Origin of the sequence: Nonomuraea salmonea, from assembly GCF_042428605.1 — a bacterium.
Taxonomy (GTDB): domain Bacteria; phylum Actinomycetota; class Actinomycetes; order Streptosporangiales; family Streptosporangiaceae; genus Nonomuraea; species Nonomuraea salmonea.
In genome coordinates this window covers 100,952-119,308 of record NZ_JBHMCF010000019.1, presented here as the reverse complement: position 1 = coordinate 119,308, position 18,357 = coordinate 100,952, and the positions used below count along the sequence as shown (strand labels likewise).

The 18,357-nt window shown below is 71.6% G+C and carries 24 protein-coding genes and 1 pseudogene; 9 read left to right on the top strand and 16 right to left on the bottom strand.

Translation table 11 applies throughout. The features are described from left to right. Nucleotides 1-40: 40 nt before the first annotated feature. Together ACFFR3_RS20370 and ACFFR3_RS20365 are read left to right on the top strand one after the other, a co-directional pair. A pseudogene (locus ACFFR3_RS20370) lies at nucleotides 41-1,233 on the top strand (RNA-guided endonuclease InsQ/TnpB family protein); the annotation flags it as partial. A 157-nt stretch (nucleotides 1,234-1,390) separates the two neighbouring features. After that, the gene (locus tag ACFFR3_RS20365; RefSeq protein ID WP_364373489.1) at nucleotides 1,391-1,885 is read left to right on the top strand and encodes a DUF2283 domain-containing protein; all 495 of its coding nucleotides are present in this window, start codon (nucleotides 1,391-1,393) and stop codon (nucleotides 1,883-1,885) included. A gap of 121 nt (nucleotides 1,886-2,006) precedes the next feature. Here the strand turns inward: ACFFR3_RS20365 and ACFFR3_RS20360 are convergent, their stop codons facing one another. Beyond that, nucleotides 2,007-2,372: a hypothetical protein gene (locus ACFFR3_RS20360; protein ID WP_345386508.1), complete on the bottom strand. Its 366-nt coding sequence runs from the start codon at nucleotides 2,370-2,372 to the stop codon at nucleotides 2,007-2,009. Between the two features lie 385 nt (nucleotides 2,373-2,757). Between ACFFR3_RS20360 and ACFFR3_RS20355 the strand changes: the two genes are divergently transcribed. Next, a complete protein-coding gene (locus ACFFR3_RS20355) occupies nucleotides 2,758-3,591 on the top strand; it encodes an HAD family hydrolase (protein ID WP_345386506.1) in 834 nt (277 codons plus the stop codon). Nucleotides 3,592-3,651: 60 nt separating this feature from the next. Here the strand turns inward: ACFFR3_RS20355 and ACFFR3_RS20350 are convergent, their stop codons facing one another. The 5 genes from ACFFR3_RS20350 to ACFFR3_RS20330 form a co-directional block, all read right to left on the bottom strand. Further along, nucleotides 3,652-4,014, bottom strand: a complete 363-nt coding sequence (locus ACFFR3_RS20350) for a hypothetical protein (protein WP_379483630.1) — start codon at nucleotides 4,012-4,014, stop codon at nucleotides 3,652-3,654. A gap of 173 nt (nucleotides 4,015-4,187) precedes the next feature. Continuing rightward, nucleotides 4,188-4,733, bottom strand: coding sequence for a TIGR00645 family protein (locus ACFFR3_RS20345; protein ID WP_345386502.1), 546 nt, complete (start codon nucleotides 4,731-4,733; stop codon nucleotides 4,188-4,190). Nucleotides 4,734-4,807: 74 nt separating this feature from the next. After that, nucleotides 4,808-4,954 carry a hypothetical protein gene (locus ACFFR3_RS20340; protein WP_345386500.1) on the bottom strand — a complete coding sequence of 49 codons (147 nt, stop codon included), beginning with the start codon at nucleotides 4,952-4,954 and terminating at the stop codon, nucleotides 4,808-4,810. 96 nt (nucleotides 4,955-5,050) lie between these two features. Beyond that, entirely contained in the window at nucleotides 5,051-5,257 is a 207-nt protein-coding gene (locus ACFFR3_RS20335) for a hypothetical protein (RefSeq protein ID WP_345386498.1), read from the bottom strand. A gap of 82 nt (nucleotides 5,258-5,339) precedes the next feature. Continuing rightward, the gene (locus ACFFR3_RS20330) at nucleotides 5,340-5,690 is read right to left on the bottom strand and encodes a winged helix-turn-helix transcriptional regulator (RefSeq protein ID WP_345386496.1); all 351 of its coding nucleotides are present in this window, start codon (nucleotides 5,688-5,690) and stop codon (nucleotides 5,340-5,342) included. A 104-nt stretch (nucleotides 5,691-5,794) separates the two neighbouring features. On the opposite strand from ACFFR3_RS20330, the gene ACFFR3_RS20325 reads away from it, so the two are divergent. Next, complete coding sequence (locus tag ACFFR3_RS20325) at nucleotides 5,795-6,487, top strand: NADPH-dependent F420 reductase (RefSeq protein ID WP_345386494.1); 693 nt, start codon at nucleotides 5,795-5,797, stop codon at nucleotides 6,485-6,487. A 131-nt stretch (nucleotides 6,488-6,618) separates the two neighbouring features. Further along, a complete protein-coding gene (locus ACFFR3_RS20320) occupies nucleotides 6,619-6,990 on the top strand; it encodes a hypothetical protein (RefSeq protein ID WP_364373504.1) in 372 nt (123 codons plus the stop codon). Between the two features lie 56 nt (nucleotides 6,991-7,046). Here ACFFR3_RS20320 and ACFFR3_RS20315 read toward each other — a convergent pair whose 3' ends face one another. Beyond that, on the bottom strand, nucleotides 7,047-7,703 hold the full coding sequence (locus ACFFR3_RS20315) for an endonuclease V (RefSeq protein WP_345386491.1): 657 nt from the start codon (nucleotides 7,701-7,703) through the stop codon (nucleotides 7,047-7,049). 36 nt (nucleotides 7,704-7,739) lie between these two features. Here ACFFR3_RS20315 and ACFFR3_RS20310 point away from each other — a divergent pair, with 36 nt between their 5' ends. Further along, entirely contained in the window at nucleotides 7,740-8,867 is a 1,128-nt protein-coding gene (locus ACFFR3_RS20310) for an alpha/beta hydrolase (RefSeq protein ID WP_379483629.1), read from the top strand. On the opposite strand, the gene ACFFR3_RS20305 is transcribed toward ACFFR3_RS20310, so the two are convergent. The 4 genes from ACFFR3_RS20305 to ACFFR3_RS20290 all read right to left on the bottom strand — a co-directional run bounded on the left by ACFFR3_RS20305 (nucleotide 8,848) and on the right by ACFFR3_RS20290 (nucleotide 11,836). Beyond that, nucleotides 8,848-9,567, bottom strand: coding sequence for a type 1 glutamine amidotransferase (locus ACFFR3_RS20305; RefSeq protein WP_364373860.1), 720 nt, complete (start codon nucleotides 9,565-9,567; stop codon nucleotides 8,848-8,850). The two genes, ACFFR3_RS20310 and ACFFR3_RS20305, sit on opposite strands and share 20 nt — an antisense overlap. A 163-nt stretch (nucleotides 9,568-9,730) precedes the next feature. Continuing rightward, nucleotides 9,731-10,558 carry a bifunctional 5,10-methylenetetrahydrofolate dehydrogenase/5,10-methenyltetrahydrofolate cyclohydrolase gene (locus ACFFR3_RS20300; RefSeq protein WP_364373513.1) on the bottom strand — a complete coding sequence of 276 codons (828 nt, stop codon included), beginning with the start codon at nucleotides 10,556-10,558 and terminating at the stop codon, nucleotides 9,731-9,733. 122 nt (nucleotides 10,559-10,680) lie between these two features. Next, on the bottom strand, nucleotides 10,681-11,286 hold the full coding sequence (locus ACFFR3_RS20295; protein WP_345386481.1) for a cyclodeaminase/cyclohydrolase family protein: 606 nt from the start codon (nucleotides 11,284-11,286) through the stop codon (nucleotides 10,681-10,683). A gap of 28 nt (nucleotides 11,287-11,314) precedes the next feature. Next, the gene (locus ACFFR3_RS20290; RefSeq protein ID WP_364373519.1) at nucleotides 11,315-11,836 is read right to left on the bottom strand and encodes a hypothetical protein; all 522 of its coding nucleotides are present in this window, start codon (nucleotides 11,834-11,836) and stop codon (nucleotides 11,315-11,317) included. A 158-nt stretch (nucleotides 11,837-11,994) separates the two neighbouring features. On the opposite strand from ACFFR3_RS20290, the gene ACFFR3_RS20285 reads away from it, so the two are divergent. Further along, nucleotides 11,995-12,912, top strand: a complete 918-nt coding sequence (locus ACFFR3_RS20285) for a superoxide dismutase (protein ID WP_364373522.1) — start codon at nucleotides 11,995-11,997, stop codon at nucleotides 12,910-12,912. 38 nt (nucleotides 12,913-12,950) lie between these two features. Here ACFFR3_RS20285 and ACFFR3_RS20280 read toward each other — a convergent pair whose 3' ends face one another. The 4 genes from ACFFR3_RS20280 to ACFFR3_RS20265 form a co-directional block, all read right to left on the bottom strand. Beyond that, on the bottom strand, nucleotides 12,951-13,586 hold the full coding sequence (locus tag ACFFR3_RS20280) for an FMN reductase (RefSeq protein ID WP_345386478.1): 636 nt from the start codon (nucleotides 13,584-13,586) through the stop codon (nucleotides 12,951-12,953). A gap of 36 nt (nucleotides 13,587-13,622) precedes the next feature. Then, nucleotides 13,623-14,717, bottom strand: a complete 1,095-nt coding sequence (locus tag ACFFR3_RS20275) for an LLM class flavin-dependent oxidoreductase (RefSeq protein WP_345386476.1) — start codon at nucleotides 14,715-14,717, stop codon at nucleotides 13,623-13,625. Between the two features lie 78 nt (nucleotides 14,718-14,795). Continuing rightward, nucleotides 14,796-15,446 carry an NAD(P)H-binding protein gene (locus ACFFR3_RS20270; RefSeq protein WP_379483628.1) on the bottom strand — a complete coding sequence of 217 codons (651 nt, stop codon included), beginning with the start codon at nucleotides 15,444-15,446 and terminating at the stop codon, nucleotides 14,796-14,798. Nucleotides 15,447-15,456: 10 nt separating this feature from the next. Beyond that, nucleotides 15,457-16,185 (bottom strand): IclR family transcriptional regulator, encoded by a 729-nt coding sequence (locus tag ACFFR3_RS20265; RefSeq protein WP_364373534.1) that lies wholly within the window; start codon nucleotides 16,183-16,185, stop codon nucleotides 15,457-15,459. Nucleotides 16,186-16,256: 71 nt separating this feature from the next. Here ACFFR3_RS20265 and ACFFR3_RS20260 point away from each other — a divergent pair, with 71 nt between their 5' ends. Then, complete coding sequence (locus ACFFR3_RS20260) at nucleotides 16,257-16,625, top strand: metal-sulfur cluster assembly factor (RefSeq protein ID WP_345386468.1); 369 nt, start codon at nucleotides 16,257-16,259, stop codon at nucleotides 16,623-16,625. Further along, nucleotides 16,622-17,605, top strand: a complete 984-nt coding sequence (locus ACFFR3_RS20255; protein WP_345386466.1) for an amidohydrolase family protein — start codon at nucleotides 16,622-16,624, stop codon at nucleotides 17,603-17,605. Before ACFFR3_RS20260 ends, ACFFR3_RS20255 begins: the two co-directional genes overlap by 4 nt. Here ACFFR3_RS20255 and ACFFR3_RS20250 read toward each other — a convergent pair. Continuing rightward, nucleotides 17,567-18,331 (bottom strand): FtsW/RodA/SpoVE family cell cycle protein, encoded by a 765-nt coding sequence (locus ACFFR3_RS20250; protein ID WP_379483627.1) that lies wholly within the window; start codon nucleotides 18,329-18,331, stop codon nucleotides 17,567-17,569. The two genes, ACFFR3_RS20255 and ACFFR3_RS20250, sit on opposite strands and share 39 nt — an antisense overlap. Nucleotides 18,332-18,357 lie beyond the last annotated feature (26 nt).

Sequence of the window (18,357 nt, the reverse complement as noted above, 5' to 3'; positions counted from 1 at the left end):
CGCATGCGACCTGTTGTTGATCGGCGGTAGGTTGTGGGTTGTGGCGCAGATCGTGAAGCGGGCCTACAAGTACCGCTTCCACCCGACCCCCGAGCAAGCCTTGGAGCTTGCCCGGACGTTCGGTTGCGTCCGTCTCGTTTACAACAAGGCACTCGAGGAGCGCACCCGCGCCTACCGGCTGGAAGGCCGCCGTGTCTCCTATGTGGAGTCTTCTGCGCGGCTGACGGAGTGGAAGCGCAGCGGCGAGTGCGGCTTCCTGTCGGAGGTGTCGTCGGTTCCTCTTCAGCAGGCGTTGCGGCATCTTCAGGCGGCGTTCGCGAACTTCTTCGCCAAGCGCGTCAAGTACCCCACGTTCAAGTCCCGGAAGAGGTCCCGGGCGTCGGCGGAGTACACCCGCTCGGCGTTCCGCTGGCGTGACGGGGAGTTGACGCTGGCCAAGATGGACACGCCGCTGGCCATCGTGTGGTCGCGTCCGCTGCCGGAGGGTGCGCGGCCGTCCACGGTCACCGTCTCCCGCGACAGCGCGGGACGCTGGTTCGTGTCCCTCCTGGTCGAGGAGAAGATCAGCCCGCTCCCGCCTACCGGGCGCAGCGTCGGTGTAGACGCCGGCATCACCGCGCTGCTGACATTCTCGACCGGCGAGAAGATCGTCAACCCCAAGCATGAGCGCGCCGATCGGCGCAGGCTGGCCAAGGCTCAGCGGGCCCTGGCCCGAAAGGAGAAGGGGTCGAACAACCGGGCCAAGGCCAGAGTGACGGTCGCCAGGGTGTACGCCCGGATCGCCGACCGCAGAAGAGATCACCTGCACAAGGTCACGACACGGCTTGTTCGCGAGAACCAAGTGATCGCCGTGGAAGACCTGACCGTCCGCACCATGGTCAAGAACCGTAGTCTGGCTCGCGCCATCTGCGACGCCTCGTGGCGAGAGATGCGCGGCATGCTGGAGTACAAGGCCGCGTGGTACGGGCGGACTGTGGTGGCGGTTGACCGCTGGTTCCCGTCGTCGAAGCTGTGCTCGGCGTGCGGGGCCCTGCGGGAGAAGATGCAGCTGAACGTCCGGGAGTGGAGTTGTGCCTGTGGTGCGGTCCATGACCGGGATGTGAACGCGGCCAGGAACGTGCTCGCCGCCGGGCTGGCGGAGAGCTGAAACGCCTGTGGAGCGGGTGTAAGACCTCAACGAGAGTCCTCTCGGACGGGCGACCGGCTGTGAAGCAGGAACCCTCACGGGCGACCGTGGGACCTCCCTCGTTCACGAGGGGGAGGATGTCAAGGAGGCTTCCTCACGGCCGCGACGGCGGCGGCCCCTGGGCGGCGTGGCACGAATGGTTCTCCGGCGACGATAAGGCACGGGGCCCGGCGTTGCCTAACCGAGTCTTCCGGGTGCGGCCCTATGGGTAGATCAGCAGACATGTACGAGATCGCCCAACGGGTGCTGGCGTTGCGTACCGATCCGCCGCGTGAAGTGGTCGTCACCATCGGCCTGCCGTACGAGGAGCCCACCGGCGAGTGGTCGTGCCCGTACCGGATCGACGGGCTGGAGGGGTGGGAGCACGAGCGGAAGGTGACGGGGCTCGACTCGCTGGAGGCGGTCGAGCGGGCGATGGTCATGGTGCGGGCGGCGCTGGCGGGCTCGCACGAGGCCAAGGAGGGGCTGCTGTCCTGGGAGGGCGTACCGGGCGGTCAGCGGGCCCAGACGGTGTACGTCACCGTGGACGACGAACGGAACATCGCCTATATCGCGATGAAGAATGAAATAGTGCCAGGTGAGGTGGTTCGTCAGGTCGCTGCGGAAGGTGTGGTCCTCGACTACGGCGACTCCGGCCGCCTCCTCGGCCTGGAACTCCCCGACGCCGCCGGCCTCCTCCCGTCGGAGATGCGCATCTGATTCCGGCGACGGCGCGGGTCCGACCGCCCGGCGGCCGCGGGGCCTCGGTCAGCGGGGGTCAGCGGGGCCTGGATCCAGCGGGGCCTGGATCCAGCGGGGCCTGGATCCAGCGAGGGCTGGGTCAGTGGGGCCTGGGTGCGCGGGACAGCAGCCACCGCCAGCGCGGCAGCTCCAGCACCACCGTCACCACCGCCAGTACCGTGACCACCGCGGCCGCCACGGCGTGCCACACCGTCCACGCCGCCGCCACGGCCGCCACGACCTGCAGAAGGACCAGCCCGATCGTCACGAACCCCGGCACCGCCACGACCACGTGCCGCTTGTCGCCGGGGGTGGCGAAGAACGTCGGCAGCCCGATCAGCAGCACCGTGGAGAGCACGGCCAGCGGGATCGAATACCCGGCCAGCGCCCACGGGACGGCCACCCAGGCCACCAGCTCGACGGCGAACCGGAACACCGACGCCAGCCGATCGGCCGGCCGGTCCACCGCGAGCAGGGAGGGCCGGGGCGGCGGGGGAAATGCGGCCGCGTCCGCGAACGGCGTGTGCCCGGGCGGCGTGTCCGCATACGGTACGTTTCCGGGCGGCGTGTGCCTGGACGGCGTGTCCGCATACGGTACGTTTCCGGGCGGCGTGTGCCCGGTCGGCGCGTCCGCATACGGCACGTTTCCGGGCGGCGTGTGCCCGGTCGGCGCGTCCGCATACGGCACGTTCCTGGACCGCGTGTTCGAGGTCAGTGGATCTCCGGAGGGGTTCGCCCAGGGCGAGCCGTCGGGCGGGGGCGGGTTCGAAGGGGGCGTGTTCGAGGACACGTGCGTACCATAACAATGCCTAGCAGGTGATCTAGGGATTGAAGTCGGGATAATCACGTTCGTGACTCCCACACCGTTCCCGCGCATCGTGGCCACCGACCTCGACGGCACCCTCCTCACGTCAGACGGCACCGTCAGCCCGCGTACCAGGCAGGCGTTGCGCGCGGCCCGCGCCGCCGGCGCCGAGATCGTCTTCGTCACCGCGCGGGCCCCGCGCGGCGTCAGGGAGATCGCCGCGCGGACCGGCGTGGACGGCACCGCCATCTGCAGCAACGGCGCCATCGTGTACGACGTCGCCACCGACGAGATCACCCACAGCAGCCCGCTCACCCCGTCGGCCGCCCGCGAGGTCGCCGAGACCCTGGCCCAGGTGCTGCCCGGCGTCGGCCTGGCCGTCGAGACGGGCAGGAACGTGCTGGCCGAGTCCGCCTACACCCGGCGAATCGAGGCGGACATGGCCTTCTACCGGGAGGTCGCCTCGGTGTTCGACGCCGGCCAGCCCATCGTCAAACTGCTCGCCATGTCGGCCGCGCACACGGCGGACGACATGTACGCCGCCGTGGCCGACGCCATCGGTGACCTGGCGGAGGTCACGTACTCGGGAGTGGAGGGGCTGCTGGAGATCAGCGCGGCCGGGGTGACGAAGGCGGCCACGCTGGACCGGATCTGCCAGGAGCGGGGGATCGACGCCGGGGAGGTGGTGGCGTTCGGCGACATGCCCAACGACCTGGCCGTCCTCATGTACGCGGGCGCGGGCTACGCGATGGCCAACGCGCACCCGCTCGTGCTGGCGGCGGCCCGGCACCGCACGCTGTCGAACGACGAGGACGGCGTCGCCGCCGCCCTGGAGGCGCTCTTTCCCCTGAGCCTCGGTCGCGGGATCCCGCGACGCTGACGGGGCGAGGCGTGCCCGCCCGTGCGGGGGGCGGGCACGTACGTCCTCACGCGTCCCTCCTCAGGCGTCGTCGTCCGATACCCGCGAGGCGCCCGGGCAGGACCCGGGTGCCTTGCTGAGCAGCGGCACCAGCCCGCCACAGGTCGTCACGGGCAGCGACACCGGCTCGACGATCTCGTCATTGAAGATGATGACGTTGCCGATCAGGGACCCGCCGGTCTTGGGCGGAGCCTCGGCCGCCTCAGGGGGCTCCGCCGGTTCGGCGGCCTGCGCGGCCTCGGTCGGCTGTGCGGGCTCGGCGGGCTGTGCGGGCTCGGCGGGCTGCGGTTCTGCGGGTTGCGCGGGCCCGGCGGCGTTCGCGGCCGGCTGCGCCGGGGGCGGCTGCACCGCCTTGGCGGGGCCGCCGAGCAGCGCCATCGCCACGAGCGCGATCCCGGCCGCACCCCCCAGCCGAGCGACCCGCAGCCCACCCGGGGTGACCGCCGTCGCTCTTGCCGCCGTCGCCACTGCCGCCGTCGCCGTCGCCGCTGCCGCGTTCGCCGCTGCCGCGTTCGCCGGTGCGGCCGCGCCAGGGAGCCGTGCCCTGTCCGGCCGCTCTAGGCGGCCATCCGCTGCTGCGGCATCTGGCCGGTGTCCTCGCTGCTGCCGGTGCCGTGGCTGGGACGTCCGCCTGCCATGATGCGGTCGATCATGGCGAGCGCCAGGGCCGAGACCACGAAGGTCAGGTGGATCAGCGTCTTCCATATGAGCTCCCTGTCGGTGATTTCGGGACGTGCCGCGTTGATGAATATCTGGAGGAGGTGGATGGAGGAGATGCCGATGATCGCCATCGCCAGCTTGACCTTCAGCACGTTGGCGTTCACGTGCGAGAGCCATTGCGGCTGGTCGGGATGCCCCTCGATGCGCAATCGGGAGACGAACGTCTCGTAGCCGCCGATGATGACCATGATGAGCAGGTTCGAGATCATCACGACGTCCACGAGCCCGAGGACGATCAGCATCACGGTGGTCTCCGCCGGCGTGCCGCCGAAGCCCAGGTGGACCAGATGGACCAGCTCCGCCATGAAGCGCCACACGTAGACGACCTGGGCCACGATCAGCCCGAGGTAGAGCGGCACCTGGATCCATCGGCTGAGGAACATGACGTAACCGACACGCCGGAGCGGGGACACTGGCCCGGCCGGCGTGTCGGTCACGGGCACCTGCGCGAGACGCACTACGACGTCAGGATGTTGATGTGCTGGACGAAGGTGTGCATCTCAATGAGGGGCGGATCCAACGAGCCGAGAGTGTCGAGGACGATAGGGGGCGTGCCGAACGCCATCGCCAGGGCGGCGACGGCGAGCAGGACTCGTGCCTTCAACGGAACTCCTTGCTGCTGCGCTTCGATGGCTGGGACCGGACGGCATGGGGGCGCCGTCCGTACCGTGTCGAGGGGTGGTCCCTTACCTGTGTCGCGTCAGGGCGCGAGGCAGCCCGTCAGGGGCAGCTCGGCCGGCAGCCCGGGAGCGGCGGGGTCGATCAGCGTGGTGAGGTCGGTGGCGGTGGAGACGCAGCCGAGCACGAGGGCGGGATCGACGACGGCGTGCGACGCGGGTGCGGCCAGCAGCGTGAGACCACCGGCGACGACGGCGGCGACGGCTGCCCTGCGCAAAGCGACGTGCATGGAACCTCCTGGGAGTTGGTGAGGAACAACCTCCGACTAGTTACCCAGAGTAGTTATTCAGTAACACTGCGTCTAAGTGAACTCAGGGAGAACGGGTGCCGTCCAACCGATCCTGCGCCTCCAGCACCTCGTCGGCGTGGTCGAAGGCCCATTCGCCGAACGCCGCGATCGGGGGTAGCAGGGAGTGGCCGAGCGCGGTGAGCTCGTACTCGACCCTGGGCGGGGCCTCGGCGTACGCGTGACGGGTCACCAGGCCGTTGTACTCCAGGCGGCGCAGCGTCTCGGTCAGCACCTTGGTGCTGATGCCGCCGATCGTGTCGCGTAGCTCTCCCGGCCGGCGCGGGCCGTGCCGCAGCGCCCACAGCACGACCGCGTTCCACGTGTTGCCCAGCAGGTCGAAGGCCAGCCTGGCCTGGCAGTCGGCGAGGAACAACAGCGGCCTCCGTTAGGCACCGAATGGTGTGCGACGAGCTTTCTAGTGTCCTCCTATCACGGTAAAGCCCCACATCGGGGGCTTATGGATGGAAGGCGGGACATATGCGGATCGGGATCCTGGGCGCGGGCGGCATGGCGGACGCCCTGGGCACGCAGTGGGCACGTGCCGGACACGAGGTGATGGTCAGCGGCCGGAACGAGTCGAGCGGCGCCACACGCGCGAAGACCATGACCGCCGCCCTCGCCACCACGCCGGGCGAGGTGCGGCCCGGATCGCGCGGAGGGCCGGGAGAGGTGCGAAGTGGGTCGTTCGCGGAGGTGGCCGCGTTCGGTGAGGTCGTCGTGGTGGCGGTCAGGGAGGCGGGTCTGGCCGACACACTCAGAGCCACCGGTACGGCCCTGCGCGGCAAGCCGCTCATCGACGTCGTCAACACCGCCGACATCTTCGCCTACGACCCCACCCGCCCCATCGCGCGCCTGATCGCCGACGTCACCGGCGGCCACGTGGTGAAGGCGTTCAACCTGTGCAACGTGGACGTGTGGCGGATGACCCCGCCGGTGTTCGACGGCCGTCCGCTGGCGGTGCCCCTGTGCGGCGACGACCAGGAGGCGCTGGACGCCGCCCGTACGCTGGTCACCGCCCTCGGCTGCACCCCCGTGGACGGCGGCGGCCTCGACCGCGCGATGCTGCTGGAGGCGACGGCCGCGTTCGTGATCGGCCTGTGGTTCGGCGGCGCGGACGCCCAGGCGATCCTGCCGCCGCTGGCCTCGTCAGGTGAGCACCGCCGCACCTGATGCAGCACCTGATGCAGCACCTGATACATCAGCGGGCGTAGACAGGACCGCGACGTACGGCGGATGCCCGGCCCGATCTCCCGCCGACATGCTGAAGACCTTCGTCCACAGCGGTCAGAGGGAGAAGTCGAGTGGTCACCGAGGTCGCCGGCAAGACCGGATACGCCACCACGTTCAAGGTCGTCACCGTGCTCAACACGCTGGCCGTGCTGCTCCAGGCGGTGACGGCCGGGCAGCTCATGAGCGGGGGAGCGGCGGGCCTGCACGGCATGGGGGCGAGCGCGGTGCACCTGCTGGGGCTGGTGCAGCTCGTCGTCGCCGTGCTGCTGTGGCGGCCGGGGCGGGGCGCCGGGTGGCCGGCGGTGGTGAGCGCGGCGGTGCTGCTGCTCGGGTTCGTCCAGTCGATGCTGGGCGGGTCGGGGGCGGTGGCGGCGCACGTACCGCTCGGGATGGGCCTCTTCGGGCTCAGCGTCTGGCTGCTCGTCTGGGCCTGGCGCCGCTGACCCGCGGGCCGGGGGCTCGGCCGCCCGGCCCGCGCGGGGGCCGGGCCCGGCGACCGTCACGGGTGTCTGGCGAGGTGGTCGGCGTGGCGGATCGGCTCCGGCAGGCGGTAGCGGGCCGCCAGACGCAGAACCTGCTCGGTGGCGACGTCCAGTGCGATGCGGTGGCCCTGGGAGACGTACACCGGCTTGACGCCCCGCTGTGTGCGCAGGGCGCGGCCCACCGTCGCGCCCTCGTGGACGATGGGCGTCCAGGAGCCGCGCTCGTCTCCGGGCGGCTCGTGCGTGCCGACGAACGGCGTCTTGCCCACTCCGAGTGACGGCAGCCCGGTCAGCACGCCCAGGTGACACGCCAGGCCGAACCCGCGCGGGTGCGCGAGTCCGTACCCGTCGCAGACGAGCAGGTCGGGCGTGGTCTTGAGCCGTTCGAGCGCCGTCACGAGCGCGGGCAGCTCGCGGAAGGCGAACAGCCCCGGCACGTACGGGAACGCCGCCTCCCCCTGCGCCACGACCTGCTCCACCGGCTCCAGCGTGCCCGCGTCCAGCACGACCACGGCCGCCGTCAGCGCGTCATCGCCGCGATAGTGCACGTCGAGCCCCGCGATCAGCTCGAACGCGGACGGCCCGTCCAGCTCGACCCTGGACCTGAGCCGATCCTGAAGGGCCTCCGCCTCGGGAACGCTCGACGGCCAGGGATGAAGCTGCTCCACATGCACCCGCCCAAGCTATCCCGTTCTGTAAGGTCGGGGATCATGAGCGAGGTCCTGGTCGTGGTCGGTCACGGGGTGGTGGCGGACACCCGGCTGCTCAGGGAGATCGCCGACCGCGAGTTCGCGGCCCAGGGTGTGACGGGGGCCGTCGCGTTCGCCGAAGACCCCACCCACCTGCAGGTCCTGCTCGGGACGTGCGAGGCCGCCGTGGTCGTCGATCGACCCACCGGCCCGGTGACGGCCCCACCGGTGACCGTCTGGGTGGACCTCGAACGCACGGACTCCGGGGAGGGCGTGCGGCGTATCCAAGGGCGCGGCCTCCAGGGGCTGACGTGGGGCATCCGACACGCCGTGCACCGCATGCGCTACCCCGGCATCAGGTGCGTCACCTACGGAACCGAGCCCGACCAGTGGGCCGACCTGTACGTGCCGGAAACGCGCCGCCATGCGGACGGACGTGACGGGGCACAGGAGCCGTGGACCACCACCGGGACCGGCCTCCCGGTGGTGGCGCTGATCCACGGCGGCTACTGGCGCTCGATCTGGGCCGCCGACCTGATGGAGCCCCTCTGCGCCGACCTCCTCGGACGCGGCTTCGCCGTGTGGAACATCGAGTACCGCCGCCCCGACCTGCACGGCTGGAATGCCACGACCGCCGACATCGCCACCGCCCTGTCCACCCTCCACGACCCGGGCGCCACCGGCGGGATGGGGCTGGACCTGAGCAGGGTGGCCGTCGTCGGCCATTCGGCAGGAGGGCAACTCGCCTTGCGGGCAGCGGCGGACGGGGCCCTCGTGTCGCTGGCCGTGTCGCTGGCGGGCGTACTCGACCTCGAAGCAGGCGACCGCCGCTGGCTCAGCGCCGGCGCAGTCGCCGCCGCACTGGGCCACCCGTCGCTCGGCCGGCCGCCGGGGCCTGCGCGGGCCGACCGGTACGCGGAGTCGTCGCCTCTCCGGCGCGTGCCGCTGGGCGTGCCGCAGCTCATCGTCCAGGGGGCCGAGGACGATCTGGACCTGGTCGACTTCTCCCGTCGTTACGCCGTGGCGGCCAGGGCGGCGGGGGACGACGTGACGTACCTGGAGCTGCCCGGCGGGCACTTCGACGTCATCGCTCCCACGGCCCCGATCTGGCAGGCCGCCGTGAGCGCCATCACGGACGCGCTCCGCTGACCGAGCGGCGCCGCTCGCCCGGCCCGGGTGCGGTGGCCAGGGCGGCGAAACGCCCGGCCACCTGCCGCCAGACCGGCGTGGACACCGGCTCGTCGGCCACGGCCTGCGCATAGACCTCGTCGGGGTCGAACCCGTCGACCTCCCACTGACGTATGCGCGCCGGCACCACCTCCGGATGGAACTGCACCCCCCACGCCCGCTCACCCACCCGGAACGCCTGGTACGGGCAGCGCTCGGTCTCGGCGAGGTGGACGGCGCCGCCGGGGAGCCGGGTGACGGCGTCCTTGTGGTGCTCGATGGCGGGCACGACGGGCGGCAGGCCGTGGAACAGCGGGTCGGCGGCGGCCTCGGCCCTGATCGTGACGGGGAGGCTGCCGTTCTCGGGCAGGCCGGTGTCGCCGGTCACCTCGCCGCCCGCCACCTCGGCCAGCATCTGCCCGCCCAGGCAGATGCCGAACACCGGCACCTCATCGGCCAGCGCCTGCCCCATGAGCCGGCGGGCGTCCCGCAACCAGGGCGCACGGTGGTCCTCACTCGGGAGATAACCGCCGCCGAGCATGATCAGGGCATCATGCCGCAACCGCTCGGGCAACGCGGCCCCCTCGTGGGCGAGGACGACGTCAGGCCGCAACCCGGACTCGGCCAGCCAGTCGCCCAGACGGCCGGGACCGCCGCTCCTGCTGTTCTGAATGATGAGCACGTCAGGCAACGCCGGCCTCCACGAGATGGGAAAGATGAACGATCAAGGCTGGTGGACGATCTGCGCAAGGGAGCAGCTCAACAGAGGGCCCGCACCACACCACCGGGGCACCGGCCGCCGCGGACCTGCGCCACATGACCGGTGCGCTGTGGTTCGGGGGAGGTCACGGGAGGTTGGCGGCCCTGGCGGTGTGGCGGAGGAGGAGGGCGGTGGTGACCGGGCCGACGCCGCCGGGGACCGGGGTGAGGGCGGCGGCCACGTCCGCGACGGCGGTGGCGTCGACGTCGCCCGTGAGGCCGCCGTCGTCGGTGGGGTTGGTGCCGACGTCGATGACCACGGCGCCGGGGGCCACGTGGTCGCGGCCGATCAGGCCGGCGCGTCCGGCGGCGGCGACCAGCACCTCGGCCCGCGCGGTGACCGAGGCGAGGTCGCGGGTGCGCGAGTGGGCGACGGTGACCGTGGCGTGCCGGTCGAGCAGCAGGTGGGCGAGCGGCTTGCCGACCACGGTCGAGCGGCCGACCACCACGGCCCGCCGCCCCTCCAGCGGCACCTCGTAGTGGTCGAGCAGCGCCATCACGGCGGCCGCCGTGGCGGGCGGGAACGCGGGCAGCCCGGCGGCCAGCCGGCCGAGCGAGAGCGGGTTGGCGCCGTCGACGTCTTTACGCGGGTCGATGGCGGCGGCCAGCTGCTGCGCCGACGCGCCCGGGGGCAGCGGGGTCTGGAGCATGACGCCGTGGACGTCGGGCGCGGCGGAGAGCCTGGCCAGCGTCTCGGCGATCTGGTCGGGGGCGGCATCGGGACCGAGGTCGACGACGTCACAGGCGATGCCGAGGCCGGCCGCCGCCTTGGCGATCGAGCGGACGTACCACAGGCTCGCCTCGTCGGCGGTGGCCACCACCACGGCCAGTCGCGGCTGCACCCCCGCTGCGGCCTCCGCCTGCGTCTGCGCCCTGATCGCGGCCGCCAGGTCCTTGCCGGTCAGTGTCTTCAACGGTCGTCCTGCCCCCTGCTGTCGGACGGATGCCCCCACAGGACCCGCCACCTGTCCTCACGCGCCGCCGCGGCCACCGCTCGGCTCGCTCCCTGCTCCCAGGCCGACGCCGCCATCCGATCTCACGGCTTGATCTGTTCGCGTACTTCGGCGGTCACCCAGTCTGCCCTGGCGACGGCGGCGTCGACACCGGACATGCGGATGTTCAGCTCCTCGCGTACCCGCTCGTCCTTGATGCCGCCGAGGTTGATCTCGACGTTGACGCGGCCCGTGCTGAGGGCGGCGCGGGCCGCGTCCGCCGCGGCGGCCACGTCGCTGAGGACGTTGCGGTTGCAGATCGGCAGCAGCAGCTCGCACAGCTCGACCACGCGCGCGGCGGCCTCGATGACGCGGGCGGGCGGCTCGGCCGCCCCGGCCAGGGCCCTGGCGATGGTGGCGGTGCGCTCCTCGCCCTTGGGCAGCCGGTACGCGTCGGTGACGGCGGTGAAGGCGGCCGCGTCCTCCTCGGCCAGCCGCAGCGCCCGCGCCCGCAACGTGTCGGTCTCGGCGATCACGGCGTCGACGGTCTCGGCGTGGGCGGCGTACTTCTCGCCCGTGGTGTAGCGGGCCACCATGCCGAGCAGCGCGGCTCCCTGCGCCGCGTGCAGGGCCGCCGTGGCGCCGCCGCCGGGCGCGGGCACCCGGTCGGCCAGCCGGCTCAGGAAGTCGTCGATCGTCGTGTCGCGCATGGCGGCATTCTGTCAGGCCCGGGCAGGCTCATTCGCGGTACATCGGGCGCGTGGCGTCCTCGGGTCGCCCGGTGGGCGGCGGCAGGTAGGGGGAGGGCCCCGGCTGCCACTGCCCCTCGTACGGGTCCACCGCCTGCTCCCGCCCCCGCCACCGCGACGGGAACGCCGACACGACCAGCAGCGCCACGCCGAGCAGGAACTGCAGCCCCGAGTACGTCAAGGTCATGAACCCGCTCTGCAGGGAGGACGGCAGCAACGCGTCGGGCAGCAGCCGCGTCCCCGTGCTGATCTCGGCGAACGGCAGCACGCCCAGCCCCGTGTACGCCAGCCCGCCGAGCAGCGAGGCGACGGGCGACAGCCGCGAGCCGGCCAGGAAGGCGAGGAGGATCCCCGAGACGGCCAGCACCCCGAGGGCGACCCAGGAGACGCGCAGCTCCCGCTGGGCGGTGACGGACAGCTCGCCCACGCCGTACCAGAGGCCGGCGGCGAGCAGGGCGGGCAGGAGCAGCCCGGCGAGCACTCCCAGAGCGTGACGGGCACTATTTGTCATGATCTACCCCGTTTGCTTGGCTCTGTCCCAACCTACTCGCTGGGCCCGCCCGCCGCAGGACCCACGAAGCAGCACCTATGGGGCGGACAATCTGAGAAGTATCTGAGAAGCCGCGAACGGGTCTTTGCCGCAGAAGATCCCGCGGGCATCGTGGGCGCATGAGATCCGCGATCCAGAAGACCGCACTCAGCGCACTCGCCGCGGTCCTGCTCGGCGCCACGCTCCACGGCCCCGCGCAGGCGGCGACGAGAACCGACACGTTCCCCCTGCCCAACGGCTTCCAGCCGGAGGGCATCGCGATCGCCGGCGGCCACGCCTACTTCGGCTCGCGCGCCACCGGCGACATCTACCGCGCCGACCTGCGTACCGGCAGGGGGAGGGTGATCAGCAAGGGCCCCGGCACGCCGTCGCTCGGCCTGGAGACCGACGGCCGCGGGCGGCTGTTCGTGGCGGGCGGCAACGCGGGCGACGCCCGGGTGATCGACCTGCGCACCGGAAAGGTGCTCAAGTCGTACCGGCTCGCCACCGGCACGTCGTTCGTCAACGACGTGATCATCGTCGGCCGGGCCGCCTACTTCACCGACTCCAGCAACCCCGTCCTGTACAAGCTGGACCTCGGCCGCCGCGGCAGGCTGCCCGCCAAGGCCGTCAAGATCCGGCTCAGAGGAGCCATCAAGTACGGCGAGGGCATCAACGCCAACGGCATCGTCGCGAGCCCCGACGGCCGCTCGCTGCTCGTCGTCCAGTCGAACACCGGCAAGCTCTTCGAGGTCAACCCGCGGTCCGGGTTCACCGAGGAGGTCAGGCTCCGGGGCACGAACCTGACCAACGGCGACGGCCTGCTGCTGGAGGGCCGCACCCTGTACGCCGTCCAGAACAGGGACAACCGGATCGCGGTGATCAGGCTGTCCCGTGACGGCGAATCGGGCAGGCTCGTCAAGCGCATCACCCACCGCGAGTTCGACGTGCCCACGACGGTCGCCGCCCGCGGCCACCGCCTCTACCTCCCCAACGCCCGCTTCAGCACGACCCCGGCCCCCGACACGAAGTACGACGTCGTCTCGGTCAAGCGCTGATCACCCGCCCCGGGGCACCGCCCCGGGGCGTTCACCCGCTAGTCGGGCTCGCCCGGGCGCAGTGCCGCGAGCTGCTGCTCGAACGGCACGACCGCCTCCGGCTCGGCCCGGCGGGGCACGCGGTGCAGCAGCAGCGCGGCCAGCTCCTCGGCGGCGCGCTCGATGCGCTCGCCCAGCCCGTCGGTGAAGGCGTCCCTGCCGCCGCCCCAGTCCTCCGAGGCCGCGTACACGGCGGTCGGCACGACCACGGCCCGCAGGTACGCGAACAGCGGCCGCAGCGCGTGCTCCAGCGCCAGCGAGTGCCGCGCGGTGCCGCCGGTGGCCGCGATGAGCACCGGCTTGCCGGTCAGCGCGGTGTTGTCGATCACGTCGAAGAACGACTTGAACAGCCCGCTGTAGGACCCGCTGAAGATCGGCGTGACCGCGATGAGCGCGTCCGCCGCGGTCACGGTCTCGATGGCCGCGCGCAGCCGGCCGTTGGGGAAGCCGGTGACGAAGGCGTTGGCGATGTCCACGGCGAGGTCGCGCAGCTCCACGGTCTCGACCTCGGCGGCTTCCGCCCGCCCCGTGACCGCCTGGGTGACCGCCTGGGCGACCGCCTCGCCCAGGCGGTCGCCGAGCAGGCGGGTGGAGGAGGGCTGGGTCAGTCCCGCCGTGACGACGACGAGCTTCATGAGGGGAGGTCTCCTTTCGCAGCGAAGGAAGGCAGGTCAGGCGCCGACGGGAGCGGTCGCGTCCCGCGCCGCCAGCAGCGACGCGTGCGTGGGCGCGCCGGGCACCTCGGCGGGGCGGTCCTTGGCGAACTCCTTGCGCAGCACCGGCACGACCTCCTCGCCGAGGATGTCGAGCTGCTCCAGCACGGTCTTCAGCGGCAGGCCCGCGTGGTCCATGAGGAAGAGCTGGCGCTGGTAGTCGCCGAAGAGCTCCCTGAACTCGAGCGTCCTGTCGATGACCTGCTGCGGGCTGCCCACGGTGAGCGGCGTCTCGGCCGTGAACTCCTCCAGCGAGGGGCCGTGGCCGTAGACGGGGGCGTTGTCGAAGTAGGGGCGGAACTCGCGTACCGCGTCCTGGGAGTTCTTGCGCATGAACACCTGCCCGCCGAGCCCCACGACGGCCTGCTCGGGCGTGCCGTGGCCGTAGTGGGCGTAGCGCTGCCGGTAGAGGTTGATCAGGCGCATGAAGTGCTCCTTCGGCCAGAAGATGTTGTTGGCGAAGAAGCCGTCGCCGTAGTAGGCGGCCTGCTCGGCGATCTCGGGGCTGCGGATCGAGCCGTGCCACACGAACGGCGGCACGCCGTCGAGCGGGCGCGGGGTGCTGGTGAAGCCCTGCAGCGGCGTACGGAAGCGGCCCTCCCAGTCGACGACGTCCTCGCGCCACAGCCGGTGCAGCAGCGCGTAGTTCTCGATGGCCAGCGGGATGCCCTGCCTGATGTCCTGCCCGAACCACGGGTAGACGGGCCCCGTGTTGCCGCGCCCCAGCATGAGGTCCACCCGGCCGTCGGCGATGTGCTGCAGCATGGCGAAGTCTTCGGCGATCTTCACGGGGTCGTTGGTCGTGATCAGCGTCGTGGCCGTGGACAGCTGCAGGCGCTCGGTCCTGGCCGCGATGTAGCCCAGCATGGTGGTGGGCGAGGACGGCACGAAGGGCGGGTTGTGGTGCTCGCCGGTCGCGAAGACGTCGAGACCCACCTCCTCCGCCTTGAGCGCGATCGCCACCATCGCCTTGATCCGCTCGTGCTCCGACGGGGTTCTGCCGGTGGTGGGGTCGGTGGTGACGTCACCCACGCTGAAGATGCCGAACTGCACTTTAGTCACCATCCATGACTGTTGAACATTTGACGGCTACGGTAGCGCCAGAGCCCGCCGGGTTATTCCATCATCAGTTCAGAGGGCGTTGATGTCAGCGGGCCCGAGTATCCGCTTCGGCGCCCCGCGCTCGGCCACCGCGATCATCGCCTGCCCGATCCGCTCCGTCGTGGTCACCTGCGCGGCGAACAGCCGCCGCAGGATCGGGTAGAGCGGCCTGGTCGCCATGTACGCCAACCGGTAGAGCGCCGTGCGCGAGGTCACCCCGTGCACCGGCTGGATGTAGCCCGGCCGGAACATGTACGCCTCCAGCGGCAGCGCCAGCAGCGCGTTCTCGGTCTCGCCCTTCACCCGGGCCCACATGGCCCGCCCGCCGGCGTCGGTGCCCATGCCCGACACGTACACGAAGGTCGATCCCGGGCTGAGCCTGGCCAGCGTCCGGCCGGCCGCCAGCGCGAAGTCGTAGGTGACCCGGCGGTAACCGGGCTCCCGCATGCCCGCCGACGACACCCCGAGGCAGAAGAAGCAGGCGTCGTGGCCGCGCAGCTCGTCCTCAACCGGGCTCAGGTCGTCGAGCGCGGCATGCCTCACCTCGCGCAGCTTCGGGTGCGTGACCCCGGTGGGGGCGCGGCCGACCGCCAGCACGGCCGCCACCCGCTCGTCGGCCAGGCACTCCCTGAGCACGCCGCGCCCGATCATGCCGGTCGCCCCGAACAGGATCACCTTCATGCCGTTCCTCTCACTTCAGGTCGCCGACGGCCTCCTCAAGGCGGGCGCGGGCGCGGGCGGGGATGGTCAGGCCATGGGCGGAGATGCCGATGGCCCACGACGTGCCGGGCACCACCGCGCCCGCGCAGGCCACCTCGTCCCTGAACTGCCCGTGCTCCTCCACCACCTGCCCCGGGGATAAGCGCGCCAGCTCCTCCTCGACGTCCTCCACGCTGGCGGGGGTGGAGGAGGTGAAGCGGCGCAGGCCGTACTCGGTCAATATGTCACGCCGCGTCCGCTGCGGGAGCGAGAGCAGCAGCGCCTTGCCGAGCGCGGTGGCGTGCGGCGCGGTGTCCAGGCCCGCCTGCAGGTCCTCGAGCCAGGGGGAGCGCGGCCCCTCGGCGACGTCCAGCACGATCAGCCGGCCGCCGAGCAGCTGCGCGAGGTACGCGGTGTGCCCCGTCACCGCCGACAGGTGGCGCAGCACGACCGAGGCGCGGGGCGGGCGGTCGAAGGCGTCGATCATCTCGTGGAAGCGCTCGGCGACCTGGGTGCCCGGAAGGTAGTCGCCGTCCGGGCAGCGGTACAGGTAGCCCTCGTAGCACAGGGTGCGGACGAGGTGGTAGGAGGTCGACAGGTTCAGCCCGCACCGCCGTGCGATGACCTTGACCGACAGCGGCCGGTCGGCGCGCGAGACCTCCTCCAGGACGCGAAGGGCACGGGAGACGCTGCGTATCAGATCGCTCGGTTCTTCGGTCATCCCTCAAGCATGTGCGCTATCTGAAAATCGGACGCCTACCCCAGGCGGCACACCCGTCCGACGATGAGGCCATGCCGGAGATACCGCAGTGGGCCAGTGAGGCGCTGTCGGGGGTCTACGACCCGTGCTGCCGGGAGAAGGGCATCTCCGTCGTGGAGATGGGCCTCGTCAGGTCCGTCGAGGTGCGCGACGGGCGGGCCAGGGTGGAGCTGCTGCTGACGTCGGGCTGGTGCCCGTTCGCCGCCCGCGTGCTGTCGGAGGTGCGCGAGCGCATCGAGGAGCAGCCGGACGTCCGCGAGGCCGAGGTCGAGATCGTCTGGGACGAGGTGTGGACGACGGAGCGGCTCTCCCCGAGGGCGGACCGGCTGCTGCGCTTCCTGCCCGACCCCGCGCAGGTGCCCGACAAAGCCGCCTACATCGCGAGAAGGGAACGACGGTGATCGACGACTTCTTCGTGTTCGACAGCGTGGCGCACGTCTTCAACTTCGAGCCCAAGAACGCCTTCGGCGACCCGGGCCGGATGTTCTCCAATCACCTGTACGCCTTCCACACCACCCTCACCCCGGAGGGCGAGCCCAAGCTGCCGCCCGAGGAGTTCCTGCGGCAGTGGACGATCGACGACATCCACCGCATGGTCTTCGACGAGTCCGACACCGACATGCTCGTCGCCATGCCGCTGCCGCTCACCGACCTCTACCACGACGGCCTGTCGCCCTGGCAGGAGTGCGCCGAGCTGGCCGCCCGCGACCCCGAGCGGGTCGTCTTCTGGGGCTCGGTCAACCCGCTGGAGGGCCGCAAGGCGCTGGACCTGATGGAACGCCAGGTGGGGGAGTACAACGCGCGCGCGTTCAAGCTCTACAACGTCCGCTACGACTACGGCTCGCCGTACCCGTGGCGGATGGACGACCCCCGGGTGGCCTTCCCCATCTTCGAGAAGGCCCGCGACCTCGGCGTCAACCTGATCGGCGTGCACAAGGGCGTCCCGCTGGGGCCGCAGCCGATCGAGCACACCCAGACGTGGGACATGGACGGCGCCGCCGCCAACTTCCCCGACATCAACTTCGTCATCTTCCACGTCGGCCTGCCGTTCCTGGACGAGACCTGCTGGCAGCTCATCCGCTACCCCAACCTGTACGCCGACCTCGCGGCCACGATCAACTTCATCGTGCGGGCGCCCAGGATGTTCGCCGAGATCCTCGGCAAGCTGCTCTTCTGGTGCGGCGAGGACAAGATCATCTACGGCTCGGAGGCGCCGATCTTCCACCCGCAGTGGGCGCTGCGCGCGTTCAGGGACTTCCGGATCCCGCAGGACCTGTGCGAGGGGTACGGCTACCCGCAGCTCACCGACCAGGCCAAGCGCAAGATCCTGGGCGAGAACCTGCTACGCCTGCACGGCCTTGCTCCGGTGCACGGCCTGTAGCAGCCCGACGGCCACCAGACCGGCCACCGTGGCGGAGCCGCCGTACGAGACGAACGGCAGCGGCACCCCCACGATCGGCGTCAGCCCCAGCGTCATGCCCACGTTCAGGAACGTCTGGAACCCCAGCCACGACACCAGCCCGCCCGCCAGCACCGTCCCGTACGGCGAGGCGGCGTGCCGGGCGATCGACAGTCCCCGCCACAGCAGCGCGGCCAGGGCCGGCACGATGAGCGCCGCTCCCGCGAAGCCCAGCTCCTCGCCCGCGACGGTGAAGATGAAGTCGGTGTGCTGCTCGGGCACGAAGTGACCGGCGGTCTGCTCGCCGTGGAACAGGCCCTTGCCGAGGAGCCCGCCCGAGCCGATCGCGATGCGCGCCTGGGCGGCGTTGTAGCCGGCGCCGCCCGGGTCGGCCGCGGGATTCGCGAGCACGAGCAGCCGTTGGAGGTGGTACGGCCGTACGAGCCCCCAATGCCAGGCCGCCGCGCCCGCCCCCGCCGCGCCCGCGGCCGGCACCAGCAGCCACCGCCTGGCCGCCCCCGACACCAGCAGCGCCCCCGTCACCATGGCCGAGAACACCAGCATCGTGCCCAGGTCGGGCTGCAGCGCGATCAGCCCGATGGGCGCCGCGGCCAGCGCCAGTGCCAGCAGCACCGCGCCGAACCCGGGCCGCCGCCGCCCGTCGCGCAGCTCCCCGAGCGGCACCGCGAACGCCGGCGCCAGCGCCACCTTCGCGAACCACGTACGGCCGCCCG

Coding starts and splice junctions, on each gene's coding strand:
- ACFFR3_RS20365 (WP_364373489.1), top strand. CDS start 1,391: ATGGGTAGATCAGCAGACATGTACGAGATCGCCCAACGGGTGCTGGCG.
- ACFFR3_RS20345 (WP_345386502.1), bottom strand. CDS start 4,733: ATGTTCCTCAGCCGATGGATCCAGGTGCCGCTCTACCTCGGGCTGATC.
- ACFFR3_RS20335 (WP_345386498.1), bottom strand. CDS start 5,257: ATGCACGTCGCTTTGCGCAGGGCAGCCGTCGCCGCCGTCGTCGCCGGT.
- ACFFR3_RS20325 (WP_345386494.1), top strand. CDS start 5,795: ATGCGGATCGGGATCCTGGGCGCGGGCGGCATGGCGGACGCCCTGGGC.
- ACFFR3_RS20310 (WP_379483629.1), top strand. CDS start 7,740: ATGAGCGAGGTCCTGGTCGTGGTCGGTCACGGGGTGGTGGCGGACACC.
- ACFFR3_RS20295 (WP_345386481.1), bottom strand. CDS start 11,286: ATGCGCGACACGACGATCGACGACTTCCTGAGCCGGCTGGCCGACCGG.
- ACFFR3_RS20290 (WP_364373519.1), bottom strand. CDS start 11,836: ATGACAAATAGTGCCCGTCACGCTCTGGGAGTGCTCGCCGGGCTGCTC.
- ACFFR3_RS20285 (WP_364373522.1), top strand. CDS start 11,995: ATGAGATCCGCGATCCAGAAGACCGCACTCAGCGCACTCGCCGCGGTC.
- ACFFR3_RS20280 (WP_345386478.1), bottom strand. CDS start 13,586: ATGAAGCTCGTCGTCGTCACGGCGGGACTGACCCAGCCCTCCTCCACC.
- ACFFR3_RS20270 (WP_379483628.1), bottom strand. CDS start 15,446: ATGAAGGTGATCCTGTTCGGGGCGACCGGCATGATCGGGCGCGGCGTG.
- ACFFR3_RS20265 (WP_364373534.1), bottom strand. CDS start 16,185: ATGACCGAAGAACCGAGCGATCTGATACGCAGCGTCTCCCGTGCCCTT.
- ACFFR3_RS20260 (WP_345386468.1), top strand. CDS start 16,257: ATGCCGGAGATACCGCAGTGGGCCAGTGAGGCGCTGTCGGGGGTCTAC.